The 25,645-nt window shown below is 68.7% G+C and carries 29 protein-coding genes; 7 read left to right on the top strand and 22 right to left on the bottom strand.

Annotation, left to right across the window (positions count from 1 at the left end):
• The 8 genes from B0W88_RS06980 to B0W88_RS06935 all read right to left on the bottom strand — a co-directional run.
• On the bottom strand, nt 1-1,090 hold a 1,090-nt coding region (locus B0W88_RS06980; RefSeq protein WP_077033938.1), incomplete at its 3' end, for a hypothetical protein.
• 1 nt (nt 1,091) lies between these two features.
• Complete coding sequence (gene rhaM, locus B0W88_RS06975; RefSeq protein ID WP_077033937.1) at nt 1,092-1,409, bottom strand: L-rhamnose mutarotase; 318 nt, start codon at nt 1,407-1,409, stop codon at nt 1,092-1,094.
• Nucleotides 1,406-2,371, bottom strand: coding sequence for an ABC transporter permease (locus B0W88_RS06970; protein ID WP_077033936.1), 966 nt, complete (start codon nt 2,369-2,371; stop codon nt 1,406-1,408). The genes rhaM and B0W88_RS06970 overlap by 4 nt, the downstream gene beginning before the upstream one ends.
• The gene (locus B0W88_RS06965; protein WP_077033935.1) at nt 2,368-3,339 is read right to left on the bottom strand and encodes an ABC transporter permease; all 972 of its coding nucleotides are present in this window, start codon (nt 3,337-3,339) and stop codon (nt 2,368-2,370) included. The genes B0W88_RS06970 and B0W88_RS06965 overlap by 4 nt, the downstream gene beginning before the upstream one ends.
• Complete coding sequence (locus tag B0W88_RS06960; RefSeq protein ID WP_077033934.1) at nt 3,336-4,901, bottom strand: sugar ABC transporter ATP-binding protein; 1,566 nt, start codon at nt 4,899-4,901, stop codon at nt 3,336-3,338. Before B0W88_RS06960 ends, B0W88_RS06965 begins: the two co-directional genes overlap by 4 nt.
• Nucleotides 4,902-4,907: 6 nt before the next feature.
• Complete coding sequence (gene rhaS, locus B0W88_RS34375) at nt 4,908-5,909, bottom strand: rhamnose ABC transporter substrate-binding protein (RefSeq protein ID WP_198937790.1); 1,002 nt, start codon at nt 5,907-5,909, stop codon at nt 4,908-4,910.
• A gap of 73 nt (nt 5,910-5,982) precedes the next feature.
• Nucleotides 5,983-7,272, bottom strand: coding sequence for an L-rhamnose catabolism isomerase (gene rhaI, locus B0W88_RS06940; protein ID WP_083748627.1), 1,290 nt, complete (start codon nt 7,270-7,272; stop codon nt 5,983-5,985).
• 128 nt (nt 7,273-7,400) lie between these two features.
• Nucleotides 7,401-9,506: a bifunctional rhamnulose-1-phosphate aldolase/short-chain dehydrogenase gene (locus B0W88_RS06935; RefSeq protein WP_077033930.1), complete on the bottom strand. Its 2,106-nt coding sequence runs from the start codon at nt 9,504-9,506 to the stop codon at nt 7,401-7,403.
• Between the two features lie 160 nt (nt 9,507-9,666).
• Between B0W88_RS06935 and B0W88_RS06930 the strand changes: the two genes are divergently transcribed.
• Nucleotides 9,667-10,584 (top strand): LysR substrate-binding domain-containing protein, encoded by a 918-nt coding sequence (locus tag B0W88_RS06930; RefSeq protein WP_077033929.1) that lies wholly within the window; start codon nt 9,667-9,669, stop codon nt 10,582-10,584.
• On the opposite strand, the gene B0W88_RS06925 is transcribed toward B0W88_RS06930, so the two are convergent.
• Nucleotides 10,581-10,826 carry a hypothetical protein gene (locus B0W88_RS06925; RefSeq protein WP_077033928.1) on the bottom strand — a complete coding sequence of 82 codons (246 nt, stop codon included), beginning with the start codon at nt 10,824-10,826 and terminating at the stop codon, nt 10,581-10,583. The genes B0W88_RS06930 and B0W88_RS06925 overlap by 4 nt on opposite strands.
• Before the next feature lie 163 nt (nt 10,827-10,989).
• On the opposite strand from B0W88_RS06925, the gene B0W88_RS06920 reads away from it, so the two are divergent.
• Nucleotides 10,990-12,384 carry a glucoamylase family protein gene (locus tag B0W88_RS06920; RefSeq protein WP_083748626.1) on the top strand — a complete coding sequence of 465 codons (1,395 nt, stop codon included), beginning with the start codon at nt 10,990-10,992 and terminating at the stop codon, nt 12,382-12,384.
• On the opposite strand, the gene B0W88_RS06915 is transcribed toward B0W88_RS06920, so the two are convergent.
• Nucleotides 12,372-13,154 carry a PRC-barrel domain-containing protein gene (locus B0W88_RS06915; RefSeq protein WP_077033927.1) on the bottom strand — a complete coding sequence of 261 codons (783 nt, stop codon included), beginning with the start codon at nt 13,152-13,154 and terminating at the stop codon, nt 12,372-12,374. The two genes, B0W88_RS06920 and B0W88_RS06915, sit on opposite strands and share 13 nt — an antisense overlap.
• A 167-nt stretch (nt 13,155-13,321) precedes the next feature.
• Here B0W88_RS06915 and B0W88_RS06910 point away from each other — a divergent pair, with 167 nt between their 5' ends.
• Nucleotides 13,322-13,531 (top strand): hypothetical protein, encoded by a 210-nt coding sequence (locus B0W88_RS06910; protein ID WP_158080814.1) that lies wholly within the window; start codon nt 13,322-13,324, stop codon nt 13,529-13,531.
• Nucleotides 13,532-13,535: 4 nt separating this feature from the next.
• On the opposite strand, the gene B0W88_RS06905 is transcribed toward B0W88_RS06910, so the two are convergent.
• Nucleotides 13,536-14,870: an NRAMP family divalent metal transporter gene (locus B0W88_RS06905; RefSeq protein ID WP_077033925.1), complete on the bottom strand. Its 1,335-nt coding sequence runs from the start codon at nt 14,868-14,870 to the stop codon at nt 13,536-13,538.
• Between the two features lie 173 nt (nt 14,871-15,043).
• Between B0W88_RS06905 and B0W88_RS06900 the strand changes: the two genes are divergently transcribed.
• The 3 genes from B0W88_RS06900 (at nt 15,044) to B0W88_RS06890 (ending at nt 17,034) form a co-directional block, all read left to right on the top strand.
• Nucleotides 15,044-15,232, top strand: a complete 189-nt coding sequence (locus B0W88_RS06900; protein WP_077033924.1) for a CsbD family protein — start codon at nt 15,044-15,046, stop codon at nt 15,230-15,232.
• Between the two features lie 83 nt (nt 15,233-15,315).
• Nucleotides 15,316-16,452, top strand: coding sequence for a putative zinc-binding metallopeptidase (locus B0W88_RS06895; RefSeq protein ID WP_077033923.1), 1,137 nt, complete (start codon nt 15,316-15,318; stop codon nt 16,450-16,452).
• A 21-nt stretch (nt 16,453-16,473) separates the two neighbouring features.
• Entirely contained in the window at nt 16,474-17,034 is a 561-nt protein-coding gene (locus tag B0W88_RS06890) for an NADPH-dependent FMN reductase (RefSeq protein ID WP_077033922.1), read from the top strand.
• 13 nt (nt 17,035-17,047) lie between these two features.
• Here the strand turns inward: B0W88_RS06890 and map are convergent, their stop codons facing one another.
• From map to B0W88_RS06845, 10 genes are all read right to left on the bottom strand, one after another.
• Nucleotides 17,048-17,794 (bottom strand): type I methionyl aminopeptidase, encoded by a 747-nt coding sequence (gene map, locus B0W88_RS06885; RefSeq protein WP_077033921.1) that lies wholly within the window; start codon nt 17,792-17,794, stop codon nt 17,048-17,050.
• 26 nt (nt 17,795-17,820) lie between these two features.
• Nucleotides 17,821-18,471, bottom strand: coding sequence for a glutathione S-transferase family protein (locus B0W88_RS06880; RefSeq protein ID WP_077033920.1), 651 nt, complete (start codon nt 18,469-18,471; stop codon nt 17,821-17,823).
• A 22-nt stretch (nt 18,472-18,493) separates the two neighbouring features.
• Nucleotides 18,494-19,051 (bottom strand): dihydrofolate reductase family protein, encoded by a 558-nt coding sequence (locus B0W88_RS06875; protein ID WP_077033919.1) that lies wholly within the window; start codon nt 19,049-19,051, stop codon nt 18,494-18,496.
• A gap of 24 nt (nt 19,052-19,075) precedes the next feature.
• Entirely contained in the window at nt 19,076-19,576 is a 501-nt protein-coding gene (locus tag B0W88_RS06870; RefSeq protein WP_077033918.1) for a DUF1801 domain-containing protein, read from the bottom strand.
• 91 nt (nt 19,577-19,667) lie between these two features.
• On the bottom strand, nt 19,668-20,195 hold the full coding sequence (locus B0W88_RS32915; protein ID WP_144006648.1) for a hypothetical protein: 528 nt from the start codon (nt 20,193-20,195) through the stop codon (nt 19,668-19,670).
• Nucleotides 20,196-20,249: 54 nt separating this feature from the next.
• Complete coding sequence (locus B0W88_RS06865) at nt 20,250-20,720, bottom strand: hypothetical protein (RefSeq protein WP_077033917.1); 471 nt, start codon at nt 20,718-20,720, stop codon at nt 20,250-20,252.
• 171 nt (nt 20,721-20,891) lie between these two features.
• Nucleotides 20,892-21,671 carry an alpha/beta fold hydrolase gene (locus B0W88_RS06860; protein WP_233151642.1) on the bottom strand — a complete coding sequence of 260 codons (780 nt, stop codon included), beginning with the start codon at nt 21,669-21,671 and terminating at the stop codon, nt 20,892-20,894.
• An 8-nt stretch (nt 21,672-21,679) separates the two neighbouring features.
• On the bottom strand, nt 21,680-22,888 hold the full coding sequence (gene pcaF / locus B0W88_RS06855) for a 3-oxoadipyl-CoA thiolase (RefSeq protein ID WP_077033915.1): 1,209 nt from the start codon (nt 22,886-22,888) through the stop codon (nt 21,680-21,682).
• A 22-nt stretch (nt 22,889-22,910) separates the two neighbouring features.
• Nucleotides 22,911-23,546 (bottom strand): 3-oxoacid CoA-transferase subunit B, encoded by a 636-nt coding sequence (locus tag B0W88_RS06850; RefSeq protein ID WP_077033914.1) that lies wholly within the window; start codon nt 23,544-23,546, stop codon nt 22,911-22,913.
• On the bottom strand, nt 23,543-24,238 hold the full coding sequence (locus tag B0W88_RS06845) for a 3-oxoacid CoA-transferase subunit A (RefSeq protein WP_077033913.1): 696 nt from the start codon (nt 24,236-24,238) through the stop codon (nt 23,543-23,545). Before B0W88_RS06845 ends, B0W88_RS06850 begins: the two co-directional genes overlap by 4 nt.
• A 107-nt stretch (nt 24,239-24,345) precedes the next feature.
• On the opposite strand from B0W88_RS06845, the gene B0W88_RS06840 reads away from it, so the two are divergent.
• Complete coding sequence (locus B0W88_RS06840) at nt 24,346-25,125, top strand: IclR family transcriptional regulator C-terminal domain-containing protein (RefSeq protein WP_083748624.1); 780 nt, start codon at nt 24,346-24,348, stop codon at nt 25,123-25,125.
• A gap of 33 nt (nt 25,126-25,158) precedes the next feature.
• Here B0W88_RS06840 and B0W88_RS06835 read toward each other — a convergent pair whose 3' ends face one another.
• The gene (locus tag B0W88_RS06835; RefSeq protein WP_077033911.1) at nt 25,159-25,602 is read right to left on the bottom strand and encodes an SRPBCC family protein; all 444 of its coding nucleotides are present in this window, start codon (nt 25,600-25,602) and stop codon (nt 25,159-25,161) included.
• Between the last annotated feature and the right edge of the window lie 43 nt (nt 25,603-25,645).

Here is a 25,645-nt window from a genome sequence, read left to right as displayed (position 1 = left end):
TCCCGGCGCAGTACAGCGCGGCCAGCGCCGGGCGCAGCCGCTCGGGCGGCTCACCACCGACGATGCTGCCCCGCCGGCCCATGAACGGCCCCCCGCCATCGGCGAAGGCCGGCAGCGCCATCCAGCCGCCGCGCAGCACTTCGGCCAGCGCCTGGGCGGTGGCGAGGGCCGGATCGGCGCCGTCGCAGATCGCTTCGAACTCGCGCCCGCCCATGAAGCGCGCAGTGGCCACCGGCCGGCCGTCGATGGCCACGTTGACCAGTTCGTCGCGCTGCGGCGCGAGCCGCGTCGTATCGGCGCCGGGCGCCATCACGATGCACCAGGTGCCGGTGGACACCACGGTGGCCTCCGGCTCTTCGCGCAGGTAGCGGGCGAGGCAGGCATTGCTGTCGTGCACGCCCGCCAGCACCTCGACCGTCTCCGGCAATCGCCAGGCCCTTGCCAGGGCGGGACGCAGCGTGGCTATCGTCTCCCAGGCCTGGCGCAGCGGCGCGAAGCGGCCGGCCACGCCGCGGGCCAGGGCCCAGTCGCTGAAGCGACGCTCGGCCGGCGCCCACAGGCCCGTGTGGCAGCCCAGCGAACTGAGCTCGCTGACGGCCTCTCCACCAAGCCACCAGGCCCAGTACTGCGGATAGGGCAGCCAGCAGCGCAGCCGCGGCAGCAGTTCGGGCCAGCGGCGCTCCACGTAGTCGATCTGGCGGCCGGCGTTCAGGCCCAGCGGCAGGCGCGGCGAGCCGTGATGGGCGAAGTTGGCCAGCGAGGCCTCGAAGCCGGCGGTCGTGTCACCGTAGCCATCCCACTCGTAGTCGATCGGAGGCAGCAGCAGGCCATCGTCGCCCAGCGCGCAGAAGGCGGCGCCATGGGTCGTGACGCTGATCCTCGACGGCACGCGGCCGGCCAGCAGCGCGGGCACGCCGTCGTGCAGCCAGTCGGCGAGCCGCCCGGTGCCGAGCGCCAGATAGCCGTAACGCTCATCCTGGACGGACACGTTGGCTGTCTTCGTCGACGCCAGCACCTCGCCGGCAGCGTCGATCAGCGCGAGCTTTGCGTTGCTCTTGCCGATGTCGATGACCAGGGTCAGGTCTTGCATCTCAGTCGAGGTGGAACATCAGCGGCAGCGCCTCCATCACCGGCGAGCCGTCCGGGTGGCTGCGCATGATGTCGGCCATGTACACCCACCAGCGGCCCATCACCGGATGCTGGGGCAGCGTGTCCATCGTGTGGTCGTCGGCCAGCCGCATCACCGAGAAGAGCACGTCGCGCTCCTCGTCCAGGAAGATGCTGTAGTCGCTGATGCCGCTGGTCTTCAGCAGGTCGACCAGCTCGGGCCAGATGGCGTCGTGGCGGCGCTTGTATTCCTCGCGCTGGCCGGGGTTCAGGAACATGCGGAAGGCGATCTTCGTCGTCATGCGTGGGCCTTTCTCAGCTTCGGGACCAGTTTCGGCAACACCATCGACACCACCAGCAAGGCGCCCACGATCATCGACATCACGATGCCCGAGACGTTCAGCATGCCCAGCGCGAAGGTGAAGCAGCCCAGCAGCACCGCCGCCAGCACCGTGCCCACGATGCTGCCACGCCCGCCCTCGATCGCCACGCCGCCCAGGATCACGATGGTCACCGCATCCAGCTCCCAGCCCAGCGCCAGGTTGGGCCGGGTGCTGCCGATGCGGCCGGTCAGCAGCACGGCGGCCAGCGCGGCCATCAGGCCGGCGAACATGAAGAGGCCGAAGCGGTAGCGGTCCACGGCGATGCCGGAGAAGCGCGAGGCGGTGGCGTTGGCGCCGATCGCGTAGACGCGGCGGCCGTGCACGGTGCGGTGCAGGAACAGGCCCACGGCGACGGCCATCACCGTCATGACGACGAATTCGATCGGCACGATCAAGGCCGGCACGCCGAGCAGGTCGCCCAGCGTGCCGTTGCCCAGCGTGCTCAGGGCCTCCGGGTAGCCGGTGATCGCCTGGTCGCCCAGCACGACCAGCGCCAGGCCGCGGTACAGCGACAGCGTGCCGATCGTCACCACGATCGCCGGCAGCCGCCAGCGCGTCACCAGCCAGCCGTTCAGCGCCCCGCAGGCAAGACCTGTCCCCGCGGCGGCCAGCAGCATCACCGGCAGCCCGGCACCGGCCTGCATCGCGCTGCCCATCGCCAGCGAGCACAGCGCCATCGTCGCGGCGATCGACAGATCGATCTCGCCGGCGATCACCAGCAGCGCCATCGCCAGCGCGATCAGCGCCTTCTCGCTGATATTGGTCGTGCTGTCGGCAATCGCATACGGCGAGAGGAAGCCCTCGATGCCCAGGCCGAAGACCAGATACACCGCCACGATCAGCGCGATCAGCACGCGCTCCCACATGCCCAGCGCCTTCATGCCACTGCCCTCCGCTCGAGAATCTGCCGCCCCGCCTGCCGCTGTGAGCGCGCATTCAGCGCCACCGACACCAGGATCACGAAGCCGGCGATCGCCTGCTGCCAGAACGGCGAGACCTGGATCACCGGCAGCGCGCCGTTGATGACGCCGATGAACAGCACGCCCAGCAGCGCGCCGGTCACCGTGCCCACGCCACCGCCGATGCTGACGCCGCCGATCACGCAGGCGGCGATCACGGTCAGCTCGTAGCCCGAGGCCAGCTCGGTGAAGGCGATCGAATAGCGGCCCACCCACAGCAGCCCGCTCAGTCCGGCGAGCGCGCCCGAGAGCGTGTACGCCATCAGCAGCCGCCGGTTCACCGGGATGCCGGCGTAGAGCGCGGCCGACGGATTGCCGCCATAGGCATACAGCTCCCGCCCCTCGCGCCGCCAGCGCAGCAGCCAGGCGGCGCCGAGGGCCACCGCCGCGGCGAACCACAGCAGCATCGGCAGGCCCAGCAGCGTATCGCGCGGCAGGCCCTTGATCAGCGGGTGGATGTCCTGGTCGGACACCCAGGCGCCGTGGCTCGCGACGAAGATCGCCCCGCGGTACAGCGACATCGTGCCCAGCGTGACCACGATGGACGGCAGCGCGAAACGGGTGATCAGCCAGCCATTGAAGGCGCCCAGCAGCGCACCGATCGTCACCGCCATCACGAGCAATTCAAGCAGGCCGATGCCGGGCCAGGCCTTGCCCGCCAGCGCGCAGAACATGCCGGTCAGCGCCAGGTTGGACGCCACCGACAGGTCCACGCCGCGGGTCAGCAGCACGCCCATCTGGCCCATCACCAGGATCACGAGGATGGCCGAGTCGTTGCCGATGTCCAGCGCGTTGCGCAGCGTCAGGAAGATCGGCGCGCGCGCGCCGACGCCCAGCGTGATCGCGGCGATGATCGCCAGCAGGATCCATTCACGTTTGATTCGCTTCATGCGGCCATCTCCTCGGCCACCGCCGCATGGGCCAGGCCGGAGGCCGCGGCCACGATCGCCTCGGCCGAACCCTCGCCCTTGCCGAATTCCGCCACCTGCCGCCCGCGCCGCATCACGATCACGCGGTGCGCCAGGTTCATCACCTCGGGCAGCTCCGAGGACACCAGGATCACCGCCAGCCCGTTTTCCACCATCTCGGCGATCAGCTGGTAGACCGCCTGCTTGGCACCGACGTCGATGCCCTTGGTCGGCTCGTCCAGGATCACGATGCGCGGCGCCAGGCCCAGCCACTTGGCGATGACCACCTTCTGCTGGTTGCCGCCGGACAGCGAGGACAGCGGCGCCTCGTCGGAGGCGGTGCGCACCGACAGGCGCTTGATCATCGTCTCGGCGAACGCGCGCTCCAGGTGAGGCGATAGCCAGCCGCCGCGCGACATGCGGCCATGCAGCGCATGCCGCGGCCCGGCCAGCGCGGCCAGGCTCATGTTGTGGCGCACGCTGAAGGGCAGCACGCCGCCCTGGCGCTGGCGCTCCTCGGGCACGTAGGCGAGGCCGGCGGCGATCGCGTCGGCCGGCTCGCGGATGTCGATCGGCCGGCCCTCGATCAAGACCTGACCCTTGGCTTCCTTGTTCAGACCCATCAGGGCCAGCATCGCCTCGCTGCGGCCGGCGCCGACCAGGCCGTAGAAGCCCAGGATCTCGCCCTTGCGCAGCTCGAAGCTCAGGTCCTCGAACTCGGTCGGGTGCGAGAGGCCCTTCACCTGCAGGACGGTCCCGGCGGGCTGGCTGTTCACCGGCGGGTAGATCTGCTCGATCGCCCGGCCGGCCATCAGCCTGACCAGGCCCGGCTCGTCGGCCTCGCTCATCAGCCCCGCGCCGACCGAGGCGCCGTCGCGCAGCACCAGGTAGCGGTCGCAGACGGCGAACAGTTCGTCGAACTTGTGGGTGATGAAGAGGATGGCCACGCCCTGGGCCTTCAGGCCGCGGACGATGCCGTAGAAATCATGGATCTCGGCGTGCGAGAGCGCGGCGGTCGGCTCGTCGAGGATCACCACCCTCGCCTGCTGGGACAGCGCCCGGGCGATCTCGATCAGGTGGCGCTGCGCCAGGCTCAGCTCGCGCACGATCGTCGTCGCGGCGAAGCCGGCGCCGACCTGGTCCAGCACCGCCTGCGCCTCGCGGTTCATCCGCGCCCAGTCGATCACCTGCAGGCCGGCCCAGCTGCGCTTCATCGGCTGGCGGCCGATATAGATGTTCTCGGCGGCCGACAGCTCCTCGAACATCACCGTTTCCTGGTGCACGGCGACGATGCCGGCGGCCTGCGCATCCTGGGCGCGGGCGAAGGCGCATGACTCGCCGTTCAAGCGGATCTCGCCCTCGTCCGGCTGGTGCACGCCGGTCAGTGTCTTGACCAGCGTGCTCTTGCCGGCGCCGTTCTCGCCGATCAGCGCCAGCACCTGGCCCGCATGCAGGTCCAGGTCGACGCCGCGCAGCGCATGGGTGGCGCCGAAGCGCTTGTGCAGGCCGCGCAGCGTCAGCAGCGGCTTCGGTGCCTCTTCCATGCTTCTTCAGAAGAACTTGGCGAACTTGTCGACGTTGGATTCGTCGTAGGTAAAGGGCTCGGCCATGGCGGCTTCGTTCTCCTTGTCCAGGGTCACGGTGCCCACCTTGCCCAGCGAGATCTTGGTTCCCGCCTCGCTCTTCGCGCCCTTGATGAAGGCCTGCGCCGCGTAGATCGACGAATAGCCCAGATCGATCGGGTTCCAGATCGCGAAGTTCTTGACCGCCTTGCTGTGCACATGGCCGGCCATCTCCGAGGGCAGGCCCAGGCCGGTGACGAAGATCTGGCCGACCTTCTTCTCGTCCTGCACCGCCTTGGCGGCGGCGGCGATGCCCACGGTCGTCGGGGCGACGATGACCTTCAGGTTCGGATGGCTCTTGAACAGGCCCTGGGCCTCTCGGTAGCTCTTGTCGGTCTGGTCGTCGCCGTAGACCACGGCGTCCAGCTTCAGGCCCTTGTGCGCCGGCTCGGCCAGCACCTTCTTCATCACGGCGATCCAGGCGTTCTGGTTGGTGGCCTGCGCGGTGGCGGAGAGCACGGCGATCTCGGCGTTCTTCCCGCCGGCGTCCTCGGCCATGGTCACCAGCTTCTGGCCGATCAGCTCGGTGGAGGACGGGGCCAGGTGCATCAGCCGGCCGTCCTTGCGCACGCCGGAGTCGAAGGAGACGACCTTGATGCCGCGCTGCATCGCCTTCTTCAGCACCGGCACCAGCGCATCCGGGTCATTGGCCGAGATGACGATGGCCTTGACGTTCTGCGCGATCAGCGTGTTGATGATCTCGATCTGGCCCTCGGCGGTGGCCTTGGCCGGGCCGGTGTAGATGATCTCGATGCCGCCGATCTCCTTGGCGGCGTCCTGCGCGCCCTGGTTGGCGGCGTCGAAGAAGCCGTTGCCCAGGCTCTTGACGACCAGCGCGATCTTGTCGGCGGCGAAGGCGGGTTGGGCCAGCATCGTGACGCCGGCAAAAAGGACGGTGCCCAGTAGCAGGCTGCGCTTGTTCTTCATCATGGTCTTCGGTCTCCGGTATTGATGTTGCGAGGCAGTTGTCCAGCGCCCCTCCTGGTACAGATTCTTCAGGTGCTCAGACGATGCCGCCACCGCCGCCCTGCACCGCCGGGCGCTCCTCGGCCGCCTGGTGGCGATAGCCGCTGGCGCGGTAGCAGGCGACCGGGTCGATCGCGCCGCCGGCATCGAGCCGCACGCGCTGCAGCAGCGGCGTCACGTCGGTCTGGAAGGCGGTCTTCAGCAGTTGCGAGGCGGTCATCGCGTCGTTGGCGTCCTGCGCCGCGTCGAGCGCGGCGCGGTCCACCAGCAGTGCCTGCGCATAGGTGCGGCAGACCTGCACGGCGCTGCTCATCAGGCTCTCGATCGGGTCGGTGACGTTGTGGCTCTGGTCCAGCATGTAGGCCGGGTCGAAGCCCGCCACCTTCTCGTGCGCCGCGGCCACCAACTCGTTGAAGACCAGGAAGAGGCGGTAGGGCGAGACGCTGCCGGCGTCGAGGTCGTCGTCCCCGTACTTGCTGTCGTTGAAGTGGAAGCCGGCCAGCTTGCCCGCGGCGATCAGCCGGGCCACGATCATCTCGATGTTGACGTTGGGCGCGTGGTGGCCCAGGTCTACCAGGCACTGCGCCTGCGGGCCCAGCGCGGTGGCAGCCAGGTAGCTGCTGCCCCAGTCCTGGATCACGGTGCTGTAGAAGGCCGGCTCGGCGATCTTGTGCTCCAGGAACATGCGCCAGTCGCCCGGCAGCGCGGCGTAGATCTGGCGGGCGCTGTCCAGATAGCGGTCGAAGGCGCGGCGGAAGTGGCTCTGGCCGGGGAAGTTGCTGCCGTCGCCGACCCAGACGGTCAGCGCCTTCGAGCCCAGTTCCTTGCCGATCGCGATGCACTCGAGGTTGTGCTCCACCGCCTGCGCCCGTGTCGCCGCATCGGTATGGCTCAGGCTGCCGAACTTGTAGCTGTGGCCCTGGCCCTTCTGGTCGGAGAAGGTGTTGGAGTTCATCGCGTCGAAGGCGAGGCCCTGCGCAGCCGCGGCCTGGCGCAGCTCGGACCAGTCGCCGCACTTGTCCCAGGGGATGTGCAGCGAGACGGTCGGCGTGGCGCGGGCCAGCTGCTGGATGACGCCGCAGTCCTCGATCTTGTCGAAGACGTTGCGCGGCTCGCCCTGGCCGGGGAAGCGAGCGAAGCGGGTGCCGCCGGTGCCGACGCCCCAGCTCGGGATCGCGACGCCGTAGGCGGCGACCTGGGCGCGGACGGTCTCGATGTCCACGCCGCGGCGGGCGAGCTGTTCGCCCAGCGTTTCGTAGTCGTTCTTGACGTGCCGCTGAAGTTTGTCGTTATGAGCGGCGATGTGGTCTTGAGTGATGCGTGCCATGGCTTGTCTCCTGTGGCTTTGATTTCTTCTCGCGGCTCAGCCGTCCGTCCGTCCGGGCTGAGGTATCGAAGCCCTCAGCCGAACATTCGCATGGGCCCTTCGATACCTCAGGGCAAACGGAGGAACGTTCATCGCGTAAAGGCGGCGAGGTTACCCGCGTCCACGTTCAGGATGTTGCCGGTGCTCTTCGCGCTGAGATGCTCCGCGGCGAAGAAGTACGAGGCCTCGGCAATGTCCTCCGGGAACACGCTGCGCTTGAGCATCGAGCGCTCGCGGTAGAAGGCCTCCAGGTCCTGCTCGTCGATCTTGTTGGCGGCGGCGCGTTCCTCGCTCCACTTGCCGGTCCAGATCTTGGAGCCGCGGATCACCGCGTCCGGGTTGACGACGTTGCTGCGGATGCCCAGCGGCGCGCCTTCCAGCGCGAAGCTGCGCGAGAGCTGGATCTCGGCCGCCTTGGCCGCGCAGTAGGCCGTGGCCTGGTTGCTGGCCACCATGCCGTTCTTGCTGGCGATCATCACGATCGAGCCGCCCGTGCCCTGTGCCTTCATCTGCCGGAAGCCCTCGCGGCCCACCAGGAAGTAGCCGGTGGCGAGAATGCTCTGGTTGCGGTTCCAGAGTTCCAGCGAGGTGTCTTCCAGCGGCGCGGCCGAGGCGATGCCGGCATTACTGACCAGGATGTCAACGCCGCCGAACTCCAGCGCGGCGCGGTTGAAGGCGGCGATGACGCTGGCCTCCGACGTCACGTCGCAGGCGACGCCGCGCACGTGGTCCCTGCCGTGGGCCTTGGCCAGCTCGGCGCCGACGCTGCCCAAGGCTTCGGCATCGATGTCCGCCAGCACCACGCAGCCGCCGTCCGCCAGGATCCGCTTCGCGATCGCCTGGCCGATGCCGCCGGCCCCGCCGGTCACCAGCGCCACCTTGCCGACCATCGGCTTCGGCTTCGGCATCCGCTGCAGCTTCGCTTCCTCGAGCAGCCAGTATTCGATGTCGAAGGCCTCCTGCTCCGGCAGGCCGACATAACGGTCCACCGCATCGGCGTCGCGCATCACGTTGATCGCATTGACGTAGAACTCGCCGGCGATGCGGGCGGTGGCCTTGTCCTTGGCGATCGTCACCATGCCGATGCGTGGCAGCAGGATCACCACCGGATTGGGGTCGCGCAGCGGCGGGCTCGTCGGGCGCTTGCAGCGCTCGTAGTAGGCGGCGTAGTCGGCACGGTAGCCGGCCAGCAGATGCTTCAGGCCGTCGCGCAGCGCGGCGCCGGTCTGCGCGTACACCGACTCGGGCACGATCAGTGGCCGGATCTTGGTGCGCAGGAAGTGGTCCGGGCAGGAGGTGCCGAGCGCCGCCAGTGGCTCGAGCTGCTGCGAATTGACGAACTCGAGCACGGCCGGCGAGGTGTCCAGGTGCAGCAGCTTGGCCGAGCCGCCCTCGGCGGACAGGCCGCGCAGCACCGGCATCAGCCGCGCCAGCGTGGCGTCTCGCTCTGCATCCGCCAGCGCCTGCAGCTTCGTGCCGCCGAACACCTGCAGCTTGCGCGCGCTGCGCTGCTGCTCCAGCCAGGCCTGGGCCCGCTCGATCAGGTCCACCGTGTTCTCGTAGCAGGCCTTGGCCGTATCACCCCAGCTGAACAGGCCGTGCCCGCCCAGCACGATGCCGCGCAGCCCCGGGTGGGCCGCGTCATAGGCCGCCAGCTGCTGCCCTAACTCGTAACCTGGACGCAGCCAGGGCATCCAGCCGACGGTGCCCTCGAACACCTGCTTCGTGATCGCCTCGGAGTTCTCCATCGCGGCGATCGCGATCACCGCGTCCGGATGCATGTGGTCCACATGCGCATAGGGCAGCGAGGAATGCAGCGGCGTGTCGATGGACGCGGCGCGGCTGTTCAGGTTGAAGGTGCAGTGCGGCAGGTAGCCGACCATCTCGTCTTCATGCGCGATGCCGCGGTAGAGCTTCTTCAGCGCGCGCAGCTTGTCCATGTAGAGGGTCGAGAAGCCGTCCAGCTTCATCGAGCCGACGTCGCCGCCCGAGCCCTTGACCCACAGCACCTCCACCGGCTCGCCGCTCAGCGGATCGGCCTGCACCAGCTTGGCCGAGGTATTGCCGCCGCCGTAGTTGGTGATGCGCAGGTCCGAGCCCAGCAGGTTGCTCCGGTACAGCAGCAGGTTCGGTGCATCCAGCGTGGCGGCGCGCTGGTCGTCCCAGCGCGGGAAGGGTTTGTTGTCGTCGGTCATCACGTCGTCTCCTGGCTGCGCACTCTAGGCAGGCTGCCGTATCGGGACAATTGATGAATCCTGATTCAGTCCATAAGCAAATCAATATAGAGTTGCAGCAATTGACCGATAGCCCAGCAAGACCTGACCCTTTGGCCCACCAAACCTCGGGAAACTCCTGATGATGAATCTGCGCGCATTGCGCGTCTTCGAGGCGGTGGCCGGGCATGGCAGCTTCTCGCGCGCCGCCGAGGTGCTGGCCATGACCCAGCCCGCCGTCTCCATGCAGATCCGCCAGCTCGAGACGGAACTGGCGGTGGCCCTGTTCGACGGCCCGCAGCGCAGCCGCCTGACCGACGCCGGCCGCGAGCTGCTGCAGCACGCCCGCATCATCGGCGCGCAGCTGCGCATGGCCGAGGAATCGCTGGCCGGCTACACCGCGCAGGAGGGGCGCGGCCAGCGCGGCCTGCTGCACCTGGGCGTGGTCTCCACCGCCCACTACTTCGCCCCGCGGCTGATGCATGCGTTCAACCAGCTCCACCCCGAGGTGCGGCTGAAGCTCACGGTGGCCAGCCGCGGCGAGGTGCTGGCGATGCTCAACGAGCACCGGCTGGACATCGCCATCGCCGGCTACCCGCCCTCCGAGAGCGACCTGGAGGCCACCAGCTTCGCCCGCCACCCGCACTGCATCGTGGCCCATCCGGATAACCCGTTATCCCAGCGGAGCCGGCTGCGCTGGGCCGACCTGCGCGACGAGCATTTCATCTTCCGCGAGCCGGGCTCGGCCACGCGGCAGTTCCTCGAGCAGTTGCTGCAGTCCCAGGCGATCCAGGTCAAGGCCGGCCTGGAGCTGGCCGGCAACGAGACGATCAAGCAGGCGGTGATGTGCGGCATGGGCATCAGCTTCCTGTCGGCCCACACCTTCCAGGTGGAGCTTCAGGCCGGGCTGATGGCCGTGCTGGACGTGGTGGACATGCCCAAGACCATCGACTGGTGCTTCGTCCAGCGGCGCGACACGCTGCTGGCCGGCGTGCCGGCGGCCTTCCGCGATTTCGTCATCGCGGACGGCGCGCACTGGGCGGCGTGCAGGACGGGCTAGATGTCGATGCGCGCCGGGATGCCGTAGACCGCGTCGATCGCGGCATGCGCGGCCTCCTCGGCATTGGTCTCGGCCTCCTGCCGGGTGGCCCAGCCGTGCTCCATCGAGACCCAGGTGAATTTCTGCGCGTGGCCCGCCGGCACGGCGGCCGGGTCGCCGAGCAGGCGGTAGCGGCCGGTCCAGACGCCGCCGTCCAGCAACGCCTCGACCACGTAGGCGTGGTCCCGGTATTTCTTGCTCATGACGGCATGCTCCGCAGCAGGTGAAAAACGCAGCGGGGCATTCGGCGTGCCCGTCCTGCGGCCATGCAAAGGGAATCTGCCCCCTCGCAAAGCAGGCCCAGTCCTACAAGGCGCGCGCGGCCGCGCCTCGATGATTCAGCCGGTCAGCGCTCACGAGGAACCCATGGCCATCGACGAATTGAGCAGTAGCGTCGCAACGGCGAGAACCCTGTCCCCCGCCTCGGCCGGGCCACCCGACCGGCTCGGCGACTCGCTGGACGCCCGCACGCTGCGGCGCCTCCAGATGAACTCCTTCAACTACTTCGTCGAGGAGACCAACCCCAAGCTGGGCCTGGTGCTCGACAAGACCAGCGACAACTGGCCCGCCAGCATCGCCGCGATGGGCATGGCGCTGACCGTCTGGCTGGTCGGGGCGCGCCGGCACTTCATCACCCGCGACGACGCGGCCGCCCGGACGCTGGCGATGCTGCGCTTCCTCGCCGCCAGCGAACAGGGCGAAGGCCCCGAGGCCACCGGACACCGCGGCTTCTACTACCACTTCCTGGACATGCACAGCGGCCGCCGCGCCTGGCAGTGCGAACTGTCCAGCATCGACACGGCCCTGCTGATCGCCGGGGTGCTGGCCGCCGCCGAGTTCTTCGACCATGAGGACGACCCGGAGGAAGCCGAGATCCGCCGGCTCGGCCGCGAGCTCTACGAGCGCGTGGACTGGGCCTGGATGCTGGACGGCGGGCCGACGCTGCGGCACGGCTGGCGGCCGCCGGGCGAGACGGCCGGCGGCTTCCTGCCCTTCCGCTGGGAAGGCTATGACGAGGCGCTGATCCTCTACCTGCTGGCCCTGGGTTCGCCCACCCATCCGATCCCGCCAGAGAGCTACGCCGCCTGGTGCGCCACCTACGAGTGGAAGCGCATCTACGGCATCGAGCACCTCTATGCCGGCCCGCTGTTCATCCACCAGATGTCCCACATCTGGTGCGACTTCCGCGGCATCCGCGACGCCTTCATGCGCGAGCGTGGCAGCGACTATTTCGAGAACAGCCGCCGCGCCACGCTGGTCCAGCAGCAGTACGCGATCCGCAATCCGCAGGGGTTCCGGCACCTGGGCCCGCTGGTCTGGGGCATCACCGCCAGCGACGGCCCCGGCTGCATGACGAAGAAGATCGACGGCATCGAGCGCAGCTTCTACGACTACATCGCCCGCGGCGCGCCCTACGGGCCCGACGACGGCACCATCGCCCCCTGGGCCGTGGCCGCCTCCCTGCCCTTCGCGCCGGAGATCGTCGCCCCCACCATCACCCACATGGCCGGCCTGCACCTGTCGGTGCCCAACCCGTATGGCTTCAAGGCCTCGTTCAACCCGGTGTTCCACGGCGACCCGAGCGACGACATCGGCTGGGTCTCGCCCTACCACTTCGGCATCAACGAGGGCCCGACCGTGCTGATGATCGAGAACTACCGCAGCGCGATGATCTGGAAGCTGATGCGCGGCTGCGAGCCGCTGCGCCGCGGCCTGCTGCGCGCCGGATTCACGGGCGGCTGGCTCAATCAAGGCTCGTGATCGTCCCAGTAGCCGCGCTGGCCGTAGGCCGCGTACAGCCGGCGCTCGTAGTCCCGGTCGAGCACCATGTTCTCGTCGAACTCGGGGCTGGCCTTCACCTGCTCGCGGCTGAGCCTGACGGCGACGCTGCCCTCGGTCCAGCTGATGTCCTTGATCCACTGCGGGGCGATCAGCACCTTCTTGCCGCCCGGCCAGAAGTTGCGCGTGTCCACGAGCAGGTAGCGGATGGCCCAGGACTCGTCGTCGAAGACGAAGTCCTTGACGTGGCCGATGCTGCCGTCGGTGGCCTGGATGTCATAACCGTCCACGTGAGCGGAGCTGCGCAGGTGCAGTTCCTCGGGCGGGATCTTGCTCTCGTCGACCGGCGGCGCGAGCTGCCCCGCCACCGGCACCACTGGCATCAGGGGCAGGAAGGGGTAGCCGCCCATGGCCCAGAGGTCGGCGCCGTCCCAGTAGTCCGGGTAGGCGTAGTAGCCCAGCACCTCGCGCTCGTGGCGGCGCGAGATCGGCTGGTGGGTGTCGATGTCGGGGCTGTTGCGGACCTGCTCGCGGCTGAGGCTCAGGTTCAGCGGTTCACCGGTTTCCACCGGATGCTTGACCGAATACGGTGAGATCAGCACCTTGCGCTCGGCAAGCCAGCTCCCGGTGTCCACCACCAGGTAGCGGATGACCCACTTGTCATCGTCGAAGTAGGCCTCGCTCACCTGGCCGATGTCGCCGTCCACGGCATGGATTCGAGTACCGCGGATGCGGCTGACGCTGTTCAGCATGGAGAACTCCTTGTCTGGATTCGCTTGCCTTCAGTGTCAGCGGCGGCAGCAGCCGGTCCTGTAGGACGAGCCGGCAAAGTCCTGTCGGTCATTCTTGCGCTCCGCCGCGGGCACGCGACTTGCCCGCGCGGCACCTGTCACCACTGATTCCCTGCGAGGCACCGACGATGGGACAAAGGATGTACCCGGGCGTGAACCCGACGCTCTTCAACCGTCAGGCGGACCACGACGACGAGCCGCTGTCCGATTTCATCGACGAGGAGCGCTTCGTCGACGAAGACGGCCGCCGCCAGCGCGCCGGCAAGCCGGCCTGGGCCAGGCACTTCGCCGAGTCCGACGGGCGCCGGCCGCGCCACGAGCGCAGACCACTGAAATAACGAGTTATTTGCTCAGGGAGAGCACGGCCATGGCGAGGGTGGCGCAAGCCATCACCGCCGTGGCCCCCCAGCCGAGCACGCGCCAGCGCGGCGCCAGCGGCAGCTTGCCCATCACGCGGGGATGCGCGGCGGCGATCATCACCGCCGCCATGATCGGCACCGAGATCACTGCATTGATCACGGCCGACCAGACCAGCGCCGAGATCGGGTTCCAGCCCGCGCTGCCGATGGCCGCACCGAGCAGCATCGCCGCGGCGATCACGCCGTAGAAGGGCAGCGCGCGCCTTAGGCTGCGGTCCAGCCCTGCGCGCCAGCCGCAGAGGTCGGCCAGCGCGTAGGCGGCCGAGCCGGCCAGCACCGGCAGCGCCAGCGCGCCGGTGCCGATCACGCCCAGCGCGAACAGCAGGAAGGCCCAGCGCCCGGCGATCGGCTGCAGCGCGCTGGCCGCCTGCGTGCTGCTCTCGATGTGCTGCACGCCCTGGGCGTGCAGGGTCGCCGCGGTGGCCACGATCATGAAGAAGGCGATCAGGTTGGAAAAGCCCATGCCGACCCAGGTGTCCAGCTTCATGCGCCGGCTCTGGCGCCGTGCCTGCTCGGGCGCCTCGCACAGCGCGTGGTCCTGCGGCACGCGGGCGATCTCCTCCACCTCCTGCGAGGCCTGCCAGAAGAACAGGTAGGGGCTGATCGTCGTGCCCAGGATGGCGACCAGGCCGGTCAGGTAGTCGCGCTGGCCCCAGGGCGCCTGCCAGGGCGAGACCGTGGCGCGCAGCGCCTGCGGCCAGTCCACATGGACCGCGAAGGCCAGCGCCACATAGGCCAGCAGCGGCAGCGTCAGCCATTTCAGCAACTGCACATAGCGCCGGTAGGGCAGCCACACCTGCAGCAGCAGCGACAGCGCGCCGAAGCCCAGCACGAAGGCCACCGTGCCGGCGTGGCCCGCATGGCCGCCGAAGACCAGCAGGCTGGCGGCGTCGCCCATCGCGTTCAGGTCGGCGCCGAGGTTGATGACGTTGGCCACCAGCAGCAGGCTCACCAGCGCCCATACCAGCCAGCGCGGGCAGAACAGCGCGAAGCTGCAGGCCAGGCCCTTGCCGGTGACGCGGCCGATGCGCGCGCTGGCCAACTGGATGCCGGCCATCAGCGGCCAGGTCAGCAGCAGCACCCAACTGGTGGCGTAGCCGAACTGCGCGCCGGCCTGCGAGTAGGTGGCGATGCCGCTGGGGTCGTCGTCGGCAGCACCAGTGATCAGGCCGGGGCCCAGCTTGCGCCACCAGCCGGCGCGGCGGCGGGGCGAGGCCTCGGGGGCTTCGTCGATTGCTGCGCTGTCCAGGTTCGCCATGCCGCTGATTCTTTGCGTTAGCGGCGTGCCGCGGTGTGGGCGCGGCCCGCGTGGGCGCGTAGGACGGCGATGGTAGGAGCAGGCCGACGCACGGGCCCGGCCTCGTCCCGCAGCGCGCCCGACGGCAGCCGGCCTAAGCTGGACGCCTCGTTTTTGTTGTTGAAGGACAAGCCATGAACAAGGACCAGGTGAAGGGCGCCGCCAAGGACGCCGCAGGCAAGATCCAGCAGAAGGCCGGCCAGGTGGTCGGCAGCACCAGCCAGCAGGCCAAGGGCCTCGTGAAGCAGGCCGAGGGCAAGGCGCAGAAGAATTACGGCGATGCCCGCGAGGCCGCCAAGGACGCCATGAACAAGTCACACTGACGGCCGCACAATCCGGCACACCCGCCGATGCCCCATCCGCAGCCGGATGGGGCATTCGTTTGTGAAGAACAGGAACGACGACGATGCGGATGATGACCTGCAGCCGCTGCGGCCAGCGGATCTTCTTCGACAACACCGTCTGCGAGGGCTGCGGCGCGCGGCTGGGCTTCGTGCCGGCGGAAATGGCGATGGCCTCCTTCGACGACACGCTGGCCGATGGCGCCTGGCAGCGCCTGGGCCCCGGCGCGGCGCACAAGCCCTGCGCCAACTACGGCGGCCCGCTGATGCCGGTGTGCAACTGGATGCTGCCGGCCGATTCAGCCGAGGGCCTGTGCCTGAGCTGCCGCACGACGGCGACCATCCCCGCGCTGGACAAGCCCGGCAACCTGCAGGCCTGGACGCGCATCGAACAGGCCAAGCGCCGCCTGATCTACGGCCTGCTGGCCCTGCGGCTGCCCGTGCCCAGCAAGGAAGACGACGAGCAGGCCGGCCTGGCCTTCGACTTCCTGGAGCCGCTGGCGCCCGGCGAGAGCGTGCTGACCGGCCACGCCGGCGGCCGCATCACGCTCAACATCGCCGAGGCCGACGACGCCACCCGCGAGCAGATGCGCGCCAGCATGCACGAGCCCTATCGCACGCTGCTGGGCCATTTCCGCCACGAGATCGGCCACTACTACTGGGACCGGCTGGTGCGCGGCCGGCCGAAGTGGATCGGCGAGTTCCGCCGCCTGTTCGGCGACGAGCGGGCCGACTACGGCGCCGCGCTGCAACGCCACTACGAGGCCGGCCCGGCGGCCGACTGGCCCCAGCGCCACGTCAGCGCCTACGCCAGTTCCCACCCCTGGGAGGACTGGGCCGAATGCTTCGCCCATTACCTGCACATGCAGGACGCGCTGGAGACGGCCGCTGCCTGGGGCCTGCGGCTGGACCGCGCGCTGCCCGAGCACTGCGAGGCGGCGCCGGTGCAGCCGCTGCCGCTGGACCTGGGCCAGCCGCTGGCGGCGCAGCTGATCGAGCAGTGGCTGCCGCTGTCGCAGTTCGTCAACGCGATGGACCGCGGCCTGGGTGCGCGCGACAGCTATCCCTTCGTGCTGCCGGCGCCGGTGGTGGACAAGCTCGGCTTCATCCACCGCCTGGTCGGCACGCGGCGCAGCGCCAGCCCCGCACGCCGGCGCGCCGCGCGGCATACTGAGCCCGCCATCACCTCACCGATCGCCTGACCGAAAGAAAGGACCGCATCCATGAGTTCCTCTCCCCTCCAGATCGCCGTTGTCGTCGGCAGCCTGCGCCGCGACTCCTACAACCGCAAGCTCGCGCTCGCGCTGGAGAAGCTGGCCCCGGCCGGCAGCGCCAGCTTCAAGCACCTGGACATCGGCGCCCTGCCCCTCTACAACCAGGACGACGATGCCAACCAGGCGCCCGCCGTCAAGCAGATGAAGGCGGACATCGCCGCCAGCGCCGGCGTGCTGTTCGTGACGCCCGAGTACAACCGCTCGATCCCCGGCGTGCTGAAGAACGCGCTGGACAACTGCTCGCGGCCCTACGGCAGCAGCGCCTGGGCCGGCAAGCCGGCCGGCATCATCGGCACCTCGCCGGGCGCCATCGGCACGGCGCTCGCGCAGGCCCACCTGCGCCCGATCCTCGGCTATCTCGACATGCCCACGCTGGGCCAGCCCGAGGCTTTCGTGCAGATGAAAGAAGGCCTGATCGACGCCGACGGCAACATCGGCGAAGGCAGCCGCAAGTTCCTGCAGGGCTGGCTGGACACGTACCTGAACTGGGTGCGCAAGTTCTCGGCCTGAGCGGCCCGCGCGCTCAGTGCCGGGTCACGACGATCGGCTCGCCCCGCGTGATGATCATCGTGTGCTCGTACTGCGCCGACAGGTTGCCGGCGGCGCCCACCAGCGTCCAGCCGTCGTCCGTCTCGGTCACGATGCGGCTGCGGGTCGACAGGAAGGGCTCGATGGTGATGACCATGCCCTCGCTCAGCAGGCGCCGGTCCTTCGGGTCGAAGTAGCCGGGGATGTGCTCGGGCGCCTCGTGCAGCGCGCGGCCGACGCCGTGGCTGCCGAGGTTCTCGATCACCTTGAAGCCGTAGTTGCGGGCCGTCTGCTCGATGGCCGCGCCGATGCCGCTGATCGGCTCGCCGGCGCGGGCGCGCTTCATCGCCAGCGCCAGCGCCGTGCGGGTGGCGTGGCACAGGCGGGTCTTCTGCGGCGTGGTGGGCGGCAGCACGCGGGTGCCGCCGGTGTCGGCGAAATAATCGTCAAGTTCGGCTGACACGTCGACGTTCAGCACATCGCCGGCGCGCATCACCCGGTCGCCCGGAATGCCGTGCGCGGCCTCCTCGTTGATGCTGATGCAGGTGGCGCCAGGGAAGTTGTAGGTGAGCTGCGGCGCCGAGCGGGCACCGTGCTGGTCGAGCAGCCGGGCGCCGAGGGCATCCAGTTCGCGCGTCGTCATGCCGGGCTCCGCGGCGTCCAGCATCTGCTGCAGCACGCGGGACACGATGCTGCCGATGCGCTTGAGCGCCAGGACGTCGTCTTCGGTTTCGATGGTCATGCGGTGATTCTCCTGAGTGGGCGAGCCTACTCTGGAAAGCGGCTGGCCCAGAGCGGTTTCAAACGCGGATCCTCGTCCACGCGCTGGATCGCCGGCGTCATGCGCGGTGCCTCGGCGTAGAAGCGCTCGCGCCAGGGGCCGAAGCGCGAGACCACCGCCACGTAGATATCGAGCACGCTCAGCTCGTCGCCGAGCAGGTAGCGCGCCGGCTCGAGCTGGCCATCCATCGTGCGCCAGCAGAAGGCGATGCGCTCGTGGACCGCCCGGACGACATCGTCCCGGGCCGACTGCGGCGCGCCGATCCGGCCCACGTCCGGCTTGATCCAGTGCAGCGCATAGATCGCCGACGAGACGAAGAACATCCAGCGCAGGAACTGGGCGCGCGACGGGTCCGCCAGGCCGGGCGAGAGCCTCGCCTGCGGATGGGTGTCGGCCAGGTGGAGCAGGATCGCGGCGCTCTCGGTGAGGGTCTCGCCACCGGGCAGCACCAGGGTCGGGATCTGGCGCATCACGTTCTGCGCGCCGACCTGCAGGCGGGCGGCCTCGGAGGACCAGGTCTCGCCCTCGATGAGCCGGAACGGGATGTCGAGCAGGCTGAGCGCCGCTTCGACGGCCACCGATCCGGAGGCGGCGGCGCCGTACAGCAGGAGGGTGTCGGCGGGGTGCTCAGGCAACATGATGAGCCATCTCCGATCCGGGTCAGCGCGCGCGCCGGTAGTGCATGGCGACCGCGCCGCTGCCCAGCGGCCTCGCCGAGATCAACTCGAGCCGTCGCGTGCCGGGCAGCCCACCCTCGTACAGGGTCGGGCCGTGACCCGCGATCCTGGGATGGACGAGCAGGCGGTACTCATCGATCAGATCCAGCCGGTCCAGTTCGGCCGCCAGCTTGCCGCTGCCGAGGAGCACGCCGGCCGGCGTCGTGTCCTTGAGCTTCTGCACGCCCGCGCCCAGGTCGCCGCCGACGAGGTGGCTGTTGGTCCACGGGAAGTCCTTTCGCGTCGACGACACCACGTACTTCGGCTTAGCCTCCAGCTTGAGCGCCCACTCGCGCATCGCTGGCGGCGCTTGCGCGTCGCCGCGGGCGACCGCCGGCCAGTAGCTCTCCATCATCTCGTAGGTGACGCGGCCCCACAGCATCGCCCCGCTTTCGTCCATGAGGCGGGTGAAGAAGGCGTGTGTCTCGTCGTCGGCGACGCCCTCCCGGTGGTCGATGCAGCCGTCCAGCGTGACGTTGATGGCAAAGGTCAGGAGTCCCATGGTGTCCTCGCTTCGAGATACCGGTCAGGCGGCCCCTTTTCCTTGAGCCTTGCGACGTGGGCGCTGCTTCGCCGACACGGACTGTATGACAGTCAGCCCGCCGCCCCTGGCGGGAAGCGGCGGCTCGGCCAGGGCGACGGCGGCGGCGATGAGGGCCAGGACCCCGGGGATGCGCAGCGTCTCGGCGCTGGGAAGGCGCACGAAGCGGTTCTGCTTTCCGCTGCCCTGCAGAAGCTGCTCTGGATCAGGCAGCGACGCCCCGCGATAGAAGGAAAGACCCACGCCATTGGCAGCCGCAGCGAGAGAGACGACGCAACTGGAGGGGCGCTCAGTGGCGCAGTAGCCGATCACGAAGAAGTTGTAGTTGTCGTAGACAAGTTCGATCGCGGTGGGCAGGAGCGCTTGAAGCTCGGCCCTGCATTCGCGAATGAGCGCCGCCGTTGCCGGCTCGAACTTCGCGATGAATGCTTCGAGTTGTTCCGCGGGTGAGGCGGCGGAAGCGGGGGGTGAAGCGGCGGACTTCATGGTGGAGCGCTTTGCTGAACGGGCGACTGGTGGTGGGGACGCCTAACGAGTCAGCTCAGCAGCGCCGTTTGCCGCCGGCTGGAACTGCGGGTCAGCCATGTGCAAGCTGGTTGGCGGTGACACCGAATGCCTCGAACTCAGCATATGTGGTGAAGGCTCTTGCGGGAACGACAAGCAAGACATCCGCCCCGAAACTGAGAAAGTACCGCTGCGTATCGCTCTCCAGCGAAAATTCGGGCGTCCAGTAAAAAAGTGACCGCGATGACCTGGTCGTTCGCACAAGGCCTTCGGCGTTCAACTCATACTCGGCATCAGCTGCACCAGATTCACCGAGAAACCGGTGCTCCGTGAATCGGCTTCGCAAGCAGCTGGCCAGAAATGCGAAAGCAAAGGACGAGCAAACTAGGACGCCAGCCCAATTTACCGAAATCTTCGGATCAGGGACTGCGAGCATCCAACTCGACACGACAAGTACCCAGCCTGCCATAAGCAAGCAGGTAGTTGCTGCACTGACCAGGGTGAGCACCAAAGCCCGCACGCCTATCGGGCCTTGCCGCGCCGCCATGACTCCTCGGATCAACTCGAAGTCGTCAAGCGTGTGATGTACGACGATTTTCATGGTGCTAGTTCGACGTGAGGGGCTGGCAGCAGGCCAGTCCTCTTCACGGAGGGATCAGGCCTTGCCCGGCACATTGAGCAACGCTCTCTGAACCGCCCAAGCGATCGGAACGCCAAATAGCAGTGCATGCGACAAGAGATCAAGGGCGGTAGCGAGCGGCTTGAACGTGACTGGATAGGGAAAGGCGGAGAGCGGCAAGACGACGAGCCGCATGGAGAAGAACACCACGACGCCGAAGGCGATGCCGGACACGACGGGATGCAGTGCAAGCGCCGGAAGAAGTCTCGCCAGAGCCAGGAACACGCCGGCCCACAGAAACGACATGAAGAAGTGAAGTGCCAGACCGAGGGCCGCGGCCGACACGCCACCCGTGAAGGCCGCGGTGCCGAGCAGGCCGCTGGCAACGGTCTGCAGCAGACGGGCCGGCGTGGCCCCGTTGTAGGCGGCAAACGAGATGGCAAAGATGATGTCCAGCGCGCCCGCGATGGACCCTCCAAGAAGCACTGCGGCGAGATATGGGCTCATGGCTTGCGAGAAGGCCTAGCGATTGCGTTCAGCCGCGCCATTGCGCGTCGGCTGGACTGCGCTCATGGCGTCAGCGGTCTCATCAGAATCTGGATCTCGGCATCCTAGACACCGCCCTTGACCCAAGTCAACGCGAACGATCCCCGATCCACTCTGCGCTCAAGCGCCCACTCAGCAGCCCGCCAGGAACCCTGTCACTACCTCTTCGAACCTCGCCGGCTGCTCCACCACGCTGAGATGCGAGGCATCCTCCAGCACGGTCAGCTGCGATCCGGCAACCCGGTGATGAATCGCCTCCGCCATCGCCACCGGCGTGCCGGCATCGAGCCGGCCGGCGATGACGAGTGTGGACAGGCGGCGGATCTCGTGCAGCCGATCCAGCCAGTTCACCTTCGATACCGCATGGCAGCAGCCGACATAACCCCGAGGATCGACGCTCAGCACCTTGCGGCGCAGCGCATCGACAACCCCCGGATTCGCCGCCCGGAAGCTCGCGTTCAGATAGCGCTCCAGCACCGTCTCGACGATGGCCGCCAGGCCGCCTGCCTCGACCTTGGCGATGCGCTCGGCCCAGCCCGACTGGGCGGCGGGCGGGTATTGCGCCGTGGTGTTGGCCAGCACGAGCCCGCGCAGCAGCTCCGGATGGTGGATGGCCATGCCCTGCCCCACCATGCCGCCCATCGACAGGCCGATCCAGACGACCGGGCCCACGCCCCAGTCGCGGATCACCTCGGCCGCATCGGCGACCAGGTCGTCCATCGTGTACGGCCCCGCAGGCACGCCGGAGCGGCCGTGGCCGCGATGGTCGTAGCGCAGCACCGGATGGCCCGCGGCAGCCAGTTTGGCGGCCAGCGCGTCCCACATCGACACGTCCAGCCCCAGCGCATGCGAGAGCACGACGGGGGCCTTGCCGCCGTCCCGGCCCGCCACCTCGCGGTGGATCTCGGTCACGGCCCCGCTCACACGCGCTCGACGATCAGCGCGATGCCCTGCCCCACGCCGATGCACATCGTGCACAGCGCGTAGCGCCCGCCGGTGCGGTGCAGCTGGTTGACGGCAGTCGTCACCAGCCGCGCGCCGCTGGCGCCCAGCGGATGGCCCAGCGCGATCGCGCCGCCGTGCGGATTCACGCGCGGGTCGTCGTCCTGCAGGCCCAGGTCGCGCAGCACGGCCAGGCCTTGCGCCGCGAAGGCCTCGTTCAGCTCGATCACGTCCATCTGGGCCAGCGTCAGGCCGGTCAGCTCCAGCACCTTGCGGGTCGCGGGCGCCGGGCCGATGCCCATGATGCGCGGCGGCACACCGGCAGTGGCCATGCCGACGACGCGGGCGCGCGGGGTCAGGCCTTGCCTGGCCGCGCCGGCTTCGCTGGCCAGCAGCAGGGCCACGGCGCCGTCGTTGACGCCGCTGGCGTTGCCGGCGGTCACCGAGCCGTCCGGCCGCACGACGCCCTTCAGCTTGGCCAGCGCTTCCAGGCTGGTCTCGCGCGGGTGCTCGTCCTTGGCGACGATGATCGCGTCGCCCTTCTTCTGCGGGATCGTGACGGAGACCAGCTCGGCGTCGAAGAAGCCGGCCTTCTGCGCAGCCACCGCCTTCAGCTGCGAGGCCAGCGCCATGCGGTCCTGCGCCTCGCGCTCGATCTTGAAATCGACGGCGACGTTCTCGGCCGTCTCGGGCATCGAGTCGACGCCGTACTGGGCCTTCATCAGCTTGTTGACGAAGCGCCAGCCGATGGTGGTGTCGTAGATGGCATTGGCGCGGCTGAAGGCGCTCTCGGCCTTGGGCATCACGAACGGCGCGCGGCTCATGCTCTCGACGCCGCCGGCGATCATCAGCGCCGCCTCGCCGGCCTTGATCGCGCGGGCCGCAGTACCGATCGCATCCATGCCCGAGCCGCAGAGGCGGTTCAGCGTGCTGCCGGGCAGCTCGATCGGCAGGCCGGCCAGCAGCGCCGACATGCGGGCGACGTTGCGGTTGTCCTCGCCGGCCTGGTTGGCGCAGCCGTAGATCACGTCGCTGACCGCCTGCCAGTCGACGCCGGCGTTGCGCTCCATCAGCGCGCGCAGCGGGATGGCGCCGAGGTCGTCGGTGCGCACCGAGGACAGCGCACCGCCGTAGCGGCCGAAGGGCGTGCGGATCGCATCGCAGATGAAGGCTTCGTTGCTTTTCATCGTCAGAGTCTCCGTATCGAATTCAGAACTGCAGGGGCGCGCCGGTGAGCTTCTGCAGCTCCTCCCGGCCGAGGCCCTCGACGATATCAATAACCTTCAGGCCCGACGGCGTCACGTCGATGACCGCGAGGTCGGTGTAGATGCGGCTGACGCAGGCCACGCCGGTCAGCGGGTAGCTGCACTGCTCGACCAGCTTGCTCTCGCCGGTCTTGGTCAGGTGCTCCATCATCACGAAGGTCTTCTTCGCGCCGATGGCCAGGTCCATCGCGCCGCCCACCGCCGGGATCGCATCGGCCGCGCCGGTGTGCCAGTTGGCCAGGTCGCCGCCGGCCGAGACCTGGAAAGCCCCCAGCACGCAGATGTCCAGATGCCCGCCGCGCATCATCGCGAAGCTGTCGGCATGGTGGAAGAAGGAGCCGCCGGGCAGCAGCGTCACCGGCTGCTTGCCGGCGTTGATCAGGTCGTAGTCTTCCTCGCCTTCGGCGGGCGCCGGGCCCATGCCGATCACGCCGTTCTCGCTGTGCAGGATCACCTCGCGGCCTTCGGGGAGGTGGTTCGCCACCCGCGTCGGCAGGCCGATGCCGAGGTTGACAACGGCGCCGTCGAAGATGTCCTGCGCCACGCGCGCGGCCATCTGATCCTTGGTCCACTTATTCATTGCTTGAAACCTCCACCGGTGGTCGCCACGCGGGCGATCTTCACGACGCGCTGTACGAAGAGCCCCGGCGTCACCACGGCCTCCGGGTCCAGCGCGCCGAGTTCGACGATCTCGTGCACGCTGGCCACCGTCACCTTGGCCGCCATCGCCATCACCGGCCCGAAGTTGCGGGCCGTCATCCGGTAAGTCAGGTTGCCCCAACGGTCGCCGCGCTCGGCCTTGATCAGCGCGTAGTCCGCATGGATGGGCGACTCCAGCACGTACATGCGGCCATCGATCTCTCGCGTCTCCTTGCCCGCGGCCAGCTGCGTGCCGTAGCCGGTGGGCGTGAAGAAGCCGCCGATGCCGGCGCCGGCGGCGCGGATGCGCTCGGCCAGGTTGCCCTGCGGCACCAGTTCCAGCTCGATCCTGCCGCTGCGGTAGAGGGCGTCGAAGTGGTGGCTGTCGGCCTGGCGCGGGAAGGAGCAGATGATCTTGCGCACGCGGCCCGCGGCCAGCAGCGCGGCCAGGCCGGTGTCGCCGTTGCCGGCGTTGTTGTTGACGATGGTCAGCTCGCGGGCGCCCTGCTCGATCAGCGCCTCGGTCAGCTCGTTGGGCAGGCCGGCGGTGCCGAAGCCGCCGATCATCACGGTGGCGCCGTCCGGCACGTCGCGCAGCGCGGCATGGACGTCGGGGACGATCTTGTCGATCACGGTCTTGCTCCTTGGACTCCTGTTGCGAAAAGTCTAAGGAGCGCAGCGCCTTGCTTCAAGTTCGATCATCGAATTACAGTTCGATCATCGAACAACATGCCGGCACGATGGACGACACCGAAGCGACGCCCGACCCGTATTTCATGACCTCGCTGGCCCGCGGCCTGCAGGTGCTGCGGGCCTTCTCGGAGTTCCGCCGGCAGCTGACGATGGCACAGGTGAGCCAGGCCACCGGCCTGTCCCGCGCGGCGGTGATGCGCTGCCTGCACACGCTGAAGAAGCTCGGCTACGTGCAGGAGGAGCCCGAGGGTCGGCGCTTCTCGCTGCGGCCCCAGGTGCTGGCCCTGGCGCACGGCTACCTGGCCTCGACGCCGCTGGCCGCCATCGCCCAGCCGCACCTGGACCGGGTCAGCGGCACGCTGCGCGAGTCCTGCTCGATCGCCACGCTGGACGGCGAGGACATCGTCTACATCTGCCGCTCGGCCGAGACGCGGATCATGTCCATCAACCTGATCGTCGGCACCCGGCTGCCGGCCTACTGCACCTCGATGGGCCGGGTGCTGCTGGCGCAGCTGCCTGCCGTCGAGCTGGACCGTTATCTCGACGGACTGCGCCTGGTGGCGCGCACCGACCGCACGGTGGGTTCGGTCACGCGGCTGCGCAAGCTGATCCTGCAGGCCCGCGAGGACGACTACGCGATGATCGACCAGGAGCTGGAGGCCGGCGTCTGCTCGATCGCCGTGCCGATCCGCGACGGGCGCGGCAAGGCGGTGGCCGCCATCAATATCGGCGCCCACGCGGCGCGGGTGAGCCGCGAGGACATGCTGGAGCGCTTCCTGCCGGTGCTGCGCGGCTGCGCGGCGGAGCTGGGGCGGCTGCTGGTCTGACGCGCGAGCTGAATCCCGAACGGATTTTCTCGCTTACCCGGGCACGTTCGCCTCGACCAGCTGAGCCAGCAGCTGCAGCGACTCCTGCCAGCCCAGGTAGCACATCTCCGGCGGGATCATGTCCGGGATGCCCTCCTGCACCGCCGTGAACTCGGTGCCGCAGAAGACCTCGCGCAACGTGATCGTCGTCTGCATCTGGCCCGGCAGGTTGGCGTCGTCGAAGGCGGCGGTGTAGCGCAGCTTCTCGTTTGGCACCAGCTCGAGGTACTCACCGCCGAACGAGTGGCCGGCGTCGTTGCTCATGTTGATGAAGCTCATCCGGTAGCGGCCGCCGACCCGGGGCTCCATCTCGTGGACCTTGCCGATGAAGCCATGCGGCGGCAGCCACTTGGACCAGGCATCCGGATTGGTGAAGGCGCGGTAGATGCGCTCGGGCGGCGCCTTGATGACGCGGTGCAGGCGGATGGTGCTGGGCATGGTTCAGTCTCCTGGCTGATGGTTCATGTCGACACGACGAATG

Origin of the sequence: Pelomonas sp. KK5 (genome assembly GCF_001984095.1) — a bacterium.
GTDB lineage: Bacteria > Pseudomonadota > Gammaproteobacteria > Burkholderiales > Burkholderiaceae_C > KK5.
This window is presented reverse-complemented; position numbering and strand designations above follow the sequence as displayed.

Excerpts from the sequence above, each read along its gene's own strand:
- rhaI (WP_083748627.1), bottom strand. The coding sequence starts at position 7,272 with ATGGCACGCATCACTCAAGACCACATCGCCGCTCATAACGACAAACTT.
- B0W88_RS06870 (WP_077033918.1), bottom strand. The coding sequence starts at position 19,576 with ATGAAGTCCGCCGCTTCACCCCCCGCTTCCGCCGCCTCACCCGCGGAA.
- B0W88_RS06850 (WP_077033914.1), bottom strand. The coding sequence starts at position 23,546 with ATGAATAAGTGGACCAAGGATCAGATGGCCGCGCGCGTGGCGCAGGAC.
- B0W88_RS06970 (WP_077033936.1), bottom strand. The coding sequence starts at position 2,371 with ATGAAGGCGCTGGGCATGTGGGAGCGCGTGCTGATCGCGCTGATCGTG.
- B0W88_RS06905 (WP_077033925.1), bottom strand. The coding sequence starts at position 14,870 with ATGGCGAACCTGGACAGCGCAGCAATCGACGAAGCCCCCGAGGCCTCG.
- B0W88_RS06915 (WP_077033927.1), bottom strand. The coding sequence starts at position 13,154 with ATGCTGAACAGCGTCAGCCGCATCCGCGGTACTCGAATCCATGCCGTG.
- B0W88_RS32915 (WP_144006648.1), bottom strand. The coding sequence starts at position 20,195 with ATGAAAATCGTCGTACATCACACGCTTGACGACTTCGAGTTGATCCGA.
- B0W88_RS06835 (WP_077033911.1), bottom strand. The coding sequence starts at position 25,602 with ATGCCCAGCACCATCCGCCTGCACCGCGTCATCAAGGCGCCGCCCGAG.
- rhaS (WP_198937790.1), bottom strand. The coding sequence starts at position 5,909 with ATGATGAAGAACAAGCGCAGCCTGCTACTGGGCACCGTCCTTTTTGCC.
- B0W88_RS06840 (WP_083748624.1), top strand. The coding sequence starts at position 24,346 with ATGGACGACACCGAAGCGACGCCCGACCCGTATTTCATGACCTCGCTG.
- rhaM (WP_077033937.1), bottom strand. The coding sequence starts at position 1,409 with ATGACGACGAAGATCGCCTTCCGCATGTTCCTGAACCCCGGCCAGCGC.
- B0W88_RS06910 (WP_158080814.1), top strand. The coding sequence starts at position 13,322 with ATGGGACAAAGGATGTACCCGGGCGTGAACCCGACGCTCTTCAACCGT.
- B0W88_RS06865 (WP_077033917.1), bottom strand. The coding sequence starts at position 20,720 with ATGAGCCCATATCTCGCCGCAGTGCTTCTTGGAGGGTCCATCGCGGGC.
- B0W88_RS06875 (WP_077033919.1), bottom strand. The coding sequence starts at position 19,051 with ATGGGACTCCTGACCTTTGCCATCAACGTCACGCTGGACGGCTGCATC.
- map (WP_077033921.1), bottom strand. The coding sequence starts at position 17,794 with ATGACCATCGAAACCGAAGACGACGTCCTGGCGCTCAAGCGCATCGGC.
- B0W88_RS06935 (WP_077033930.1), bottom strand. The coding sequence starts at position 9,506 with ATGACCGACGACAACAAACCCTTCCCGCGCTGGGACGACCAGCGCGCC.
- B0W88_RS06900 (WP_077033924.1), top strand. The coding sequence starts at position 15,044 with ATGAACAAGGACCAGGTGAAGGGCGCCGCCAAGGACGCCGCAGGCAAG.
- B0W88_RS06925 (WP_077033928.1), bottom strand. The coding sequence starts at position 10,826 with ATGAGCAAGAAATACCGGGACCACGCCTACGTGGTCGAGGCGTTGCTG.
- B0W88_RS06930 (WP_077033929.1), top strand. The coding sequence starts at position 9,667 with ATGATGAATCTGCGCGCATTGCGCGTCTTCGAGGCGGTGGCCGGGCAT.
- pcaF (WP_077033915.1), bottom strand. The coding sequence starts at position 22,888 with ATGAAAAGCAACGAAGCCTTCATCTGCGATGCGATCCGCACGCCCTTC.
- B0W88_RS06960 (WP_077033934.1), bottom strand. The coding sequence starts at position 4,901 with ATGGAAGAGGCACCGAAGCCGCTGCTGACGCTGCGCGGCCTGCACAAG.
- B0W88_RS06880 (WP_077033920.1), bottom strand. The coding sequence starts at position 18,471 with ATGTTGCCTGAGCACCCCGCCGACACCCTCCTGCTGTACGGCGCCGCC.
- B0W88_RS06965 (WP_077033935.1), bottom strand. The coding sequence starts at position 3,339 with ATGAAGCGAATCAAACGTGAATGGATCCTGCTGGCGATCATCGCCGCG.
- B0W88_RS06890 (WP_077033922.1), top strand. The coding sequence starts at position 16,474 with ATGAGTTCCTCTCCCCTCCAGATCGCCGTTGTCGTCGGCAGCCTGCGC.
- B0W88_RS06920 (WP_083748626.1), top strand. The coding sequence starts at position 10,990 with ATGGCCATCGACGAATTGAGCAGTAGCGTCGCAACGGCGAGAACCCTG.
- B0W88_RS06895 (WP_077033923.1), top strand. The coding sequence starts at position 15,316 with ATGCGGATGATGACCTGCAGCCGCTGCGGCCAGCGGATCTTCTTCGAC.